This is a genomic window from Eudoraea sp., from assembly GCF_049669105.1.
Classification (GTDB): domain Bacteria; phylum Bacteroidota; class Bacteroidia; order Flavobacteriales; family Flavobacteriaceae; genus Eudoraea.
Genome location: NZ_JBATKE010000163.1, coordinates 1 through 4,383, shown reverse-complemented (window position 1 = coordinate 4,383; position 4,383 = coordinate 1). Strand labels below are relative to the sequence as shown.

The 4,383-nt window shown below is 40.1% G+C and carries 4 protein-coding genes and 1 tRNA gene; 2 read left to right on the top strand and 3 right to left on the bottom strand.

Going from position 1 to position 4,383, the window contains the following annotated elements; all coding sequences use genetic code 11:
• Positions 1-1,190 (bottom strand): ribosome biogenesis GTPase Der (gene der / locus WBM60_RS13160; RefSeq protein WP_424277291.1); only part of this gene is annotated, 1,190 nt, incomplete at its 3' end.
• 99 nt (positions 1,191-1,289) lie between these two features.
• Here der and WBM60_RS13155 point away from each other — a divergent pair.
• Positions 1,290-1,835: a GTP-binding protein gene (locus WBM60_RS13155; protein ID WP_424277290.1), complete on the top strand. Its 546-nt coding sequence runs from the start codon at positions 1,290-1,292 to the stop codon at positions 1,833-1,835.
• Position 1,836: 1 nt separating this feature from the next.
• Here WBM60_RS13155 and era read toward each other — a convergent pair whose 3' ends face one another.
• Both era and WBM60_RS13145 read right to left on the bottom strand, forming a co-directional pair.
• Positions 1,837-2,721 carry a GTPase Era gene (gene era / locus WBM60_RS13150; RefSeq protein ID WP_424260331.1) on the bottom strand — a complete coding sequence of 295 codons (885 nt, stop codon included), beginning with the start codon at positions 2,719-2,721 and terminating at the stop codon, positions 1,837-1,839.
• Positions 2,721-4,079 carry an alanine/glycine:cation symporter family protein gene (locus WBM60_RS13145; RefSeq protein ID WP_424260329.1) on the bottom strand — a complete coding sequence of 453 codons (1,359 nt, stop codon included), beginning with the start codon at positions 4,077-4,079 and terminating at the stop codon, positions 2,721-2,723. The genes era and WBM60_RS13145 overlap by 1 nt, the downstream gene beginning before the upstream one ends.
• 223 nt (positions 4,080-4,302) lie before the next feature.
• On the opposite strand from WBM60_RS13145, the gene WBM60_RS13140 reads away from it, so the two are divergent.
• Positions 4,303-4,375: transfer RNA gene (locus tag WBM60_RS13140), tRNA-Met, on the top strand.
• The last annotated feature ends 8 nt before the right edge of the window (positions 4,376-4,383 follow it).

The following is a 4,383-nucleotide window of genomic DNA, read 5'->3' as shown; positions in this document are numbered from 1 at the left end:
CAGAAAAAAGCAAATTGCGGATAAGGAGTAGGCAGTTGCGTAATATATTTAATCTTTACATATTTCCCCTTGTATGCCGGTGGTGGGGTATGCTCTATTATGGGCAGCAGCACATCATTAAGTTTTCTGGTAGGAATTCGTTTAGAGCGGTTTTTATAGACTTCTACAGCCGTTTCTATGGCCTTAAAAATACGCTGTTTGGTATGAACCGACATAAAAAGGATAGGAACATCCGTGAAGGGTTCTATAGCCTGTTTAATTTTTTGGGTGTATAGTTTTACTGCATGAGTATCCTTCTCTACCAAATCCCATTTGTTTACCAGGATTACTATTCCCTTATTATTGCGCTGTGCTAACCAGAAAATATTTTCTACCTGTCCGTCGAATCCACGGGTAGCATCTAACAAAAGTAAACAAACATCACAGTGCTCAATGGCTCTCACAGAACGCATGACGGAATAAAATTCCAGGTCCTCTTTTACCTTCGCTTTCCGGCGAATACCTGCGGTATCTACCAAATTAAACTCAAAACCAAAACGGTTGTACTTGGTATCTATACTATCACGTGTGGTACCTGCAATATCTGTGACAATATATCTTTCCTCACCAATTAATGCATTGATAAAAGAAGATTTCCCCGCATTGGGTCTCCCAACTACCGCGAACCTGGGTAGTTCATCTTCAACTTCTTCACTTTCTGGCAATACCTCAACCAGGGCGTCCAGTAATTCTCCGGTACCGCTGCCGTTAATACTGGAAAGCGTGTAATAATCTCCTAACCCAAGTGCATAAAACTCAACTGCATCCTCTGCCCTTTTCGCGTTATCTACTTTATTAACAGCCAAAAAAACAGGCTTTTTGGCACGGCGCAATAAATTAGCTACATCCTCATCCATACCGGTAATACCGGTTTCTACATCTACCATAAAAATTATCGCATCTGATTCTTCAATGGCCAGTTTTACCTGTTTATCTATTTCCTGCTCAAAGATATCATCACTCCCCAGAACGTAGCCTCCGGTATCTATTAATGAGAATTCCTTACCGTTCCAGTCGCTCTTGCCATAATGCCTGTCACGAGTTACCCCACTCACGGCATCTACAATGGCTTCACGTCTTTGTATTAAACGATTAAAGAATGTAGATTTTCCAACATTCGGCCTTCCCACTATGGCTACAATAGCGCCCATACTTGCAAATTAGGCCGCAAAGTTAGTGTTAAAGAAACTAGATAAAAAATAAAAGATAGGGCATCGGGCCATGATCTGGTATATTTAGATAACTCTGAGATGGATGTTTCAAAAGAAATGGGTATCTTTTATGAGCAAACAAAACCAGGCATGAAAGCATTACCTAATGACATTGTTCTAAGGCCAAGGTTCCAGCTGGAGCTTCCACAGCCAAAGGAAAGTGTACTGGAGTCTTTTGAAAATAAAAAGAAGGAACCTTTCCTGATAAATCGAATAGATGATCATGTCTTTATAAAGTTCCAAAAAAAAGATGTTCATTTTTGGTCACCCCAACTACATTTGGAAATTAACGAAATAGACCCTGAAAAATCTAAGGTTTATGGCCTGTTCGGTCCCAACCCTACCCTATGGACATTTTTTATGTTTTTACATTTTGGGGTGGGAACTTTTTTTATAATCTTCGGAATTTGGGCCTATTCAAGTGCTTCATTAGGTAAATCATACGGCCTGCAACTTGGAGCGATGATTTTTATGGTCCTAATATGGTTTGTTTTATATGCTTTTGGCAGAGCGGGAAGAAGAAAAGGGAAACCACAAATGAATCAATTGTTCCATTTTATGAGAGAGGTTTTACATTTAAGCTGACTTATTTCTGATCATACCCAAACCTGCGAAGTTGATTCGGGTTGCTTCGCCAGTTTTTGTTGACTTTTACATAGAGTTCAATATACACCTGCTTGTCAAAGAATTTTTCCAGGTCTTTTCTGGCAGCTACGCCTACCCTTTTCAATGCAGAACCCTTATGTCCGATAATTATGCCCTTTTGAGAATCGCGCTCAACCATAATAACCGATCTAATCCGGATTATCTTTTCATCCTCCAAAAATTCTTCCGTTTCAATTTCAACGGAATATGGAATCTCCTTTTTATAGTGTTCAAGAATTTTTTCACGGATGATTTCGTTCACAAAAAAACGCTCCGGTTTATCTGTTAACTGGTCCTTTGGAAAATAAGGAGGTGCTTCCGGTAATAATTCCAAAATACGATCAAATACTTCCTTAACATTGAAATTTTTCAGGGCCGAAATAGGATGAATTTCCGCTGTAGGGAGTTGTTCCTGCCAATATTGTGTTTGCTCCTCCAGCGTTTGTTGATCTGAAGCATCAATTTTATTAAGTAATAGTAGTACGGGGATCTTGCTTTCTTTAAGTCTTTCAAGAAAAGAGGCGTCCTTTAATGCTTTCTCACCAATCTCCACCATGTAAATAAGAATATCCGCGTCTTCAAAGGCAGATTTTACAAATTTCATCATGGAATCCTGCAATTCGTAGGCAGGTTTAATAATGCCTGGTGTATCTGAAAGAATTAGCTGGAAATCCTCGCCGTTTACAATACCCAGGATCCGATGTCTTGTGGTCTGCGCCTTTGCCGTGATTATTGAAAGCTTCTCCCCAATAAAAGCATTCATAAGGGTTGATTTTCCCACATTGGGATTTCCTATGATATTCACATAACCTGCTTTGTGAGCCATTATACTTTGATTTTTGAAAAATAGGTTTTCATCGCAATATTTACTCTTGGCGACAAATATAGTACTGCAATCATATTGGGAATTACCATGAGTGCAAAAGACAGGTCAATTAAATTTACCACAAGATCTACAGAAGCCACCGCTGCAAAAGTAATACTCCCTACATAAATATAATTATAAAGCTTTCCTACTTTAACATTGGTTAAAAATGAAAGGCATTTGGTGCCGTAGTAAGAATAAGTGAACAAGGTTGAAAGTGCAAACGCAGAAACTATGATCATTAAAAGCACGTCGCCATAGCCAAAGAGTGACTTCTTAAACGCGATTAGGGTCATGACAATTCCATTACTCTCAGCATCTAAATAGGCTCCACTCAGAATAATAACCACTGCGGTTAAGGTACACACTACAATGGTATCTATAAACGGGCCCAACATGGCAACCAAGCCTTCCTGTATCGGTTCTGTTGTTTTGGACTGCCCATGGTACATCGGCGCATTCCCAACCCCCGATTCGTTGGAAAAAACCGCTCGTCTTATCCCTATAATAATCAGACCCCATAGGCCTCCCTGCACTGCCGTTTTAAAATTGAATGCTTCTTCCAGAATTAACTTTAAAGAGGGCCAAACCTGCCCGGCATTCATCGCCATGATAATTATAACAGCCACTAAATATAAAAGGACCATAAAGGGAACAATTGCCGTAGCGACCTTAGCAATTTTTTTAAGGCCTCCGAAAATAACGAATGAAGTTATTACACTTAGTACAATACCAATTCCCAATTTCCAATTGAAATCGCCAAAAACGGCAATGGTTTCGTTAGGGTTAATCACGCCCATTAATGTTTGAGTAAACTGATTTGTAGTAAAGGCGGGGAGCACTCCAAAAAGACCCGCAATACAAAAGAAAACAGCTAATGGTCTGGCTTTTTTTCCCATTCCCATGGTAATATAATACATAGGCCCCCCTTGTAAGTTTCCCTCACTATCCTTATCACGGAACATAATGGCAAGACTGCAGGAATAGAACTTTATACATATTCCTACCAGGGCCGTCATCCAAATCCAAAAAACAACCCCGGGCCCACCGAGGTAAATGGCAATGGCTACACCAGAAATATTTCCCAGGCCAACGGTAGCTGCAACAGCAGAAGACAATGCCTGCAGATGACTAACCTCACCAGGATCATCGGGATTATCATATTTGCCGGAGGTTATTAAAATGGCATGTTTAAAATAGCGATATGGAAGTAATTTGGAGTAAGCAACCAGATAAAGGCCTCCTCCAACTATTAAAAAGAGCATTACCCATTCTGTATAAGGAAGTACAGCCGCTAAAAAGTCATTAAACATCTTCATAAACAATCTAAAGCTCCGAAGTTATGGAATTTAACCTTTTTGGGGGCTTGGTTAGGATAAATAATTACAGCACTAAGTTTTGATATAACTAAAAAAGCATCGTATATTTGCCGTCCACATCGCGGGGTAGAGCAGTATCCTTCGATTCCTCAGGACAGGGTACCTACTCGTACTTGGGAAAAGAACAAAAAACACTGCCAATAAAAATATTGAAAGTTCACATCGCGGGGTAGAGCAGTAGGTAGCTCGTCGGGCTCATAACCCGAAGGTCGCTGGTTCGAGTCCAGTCCCCGCTACAAAGAAA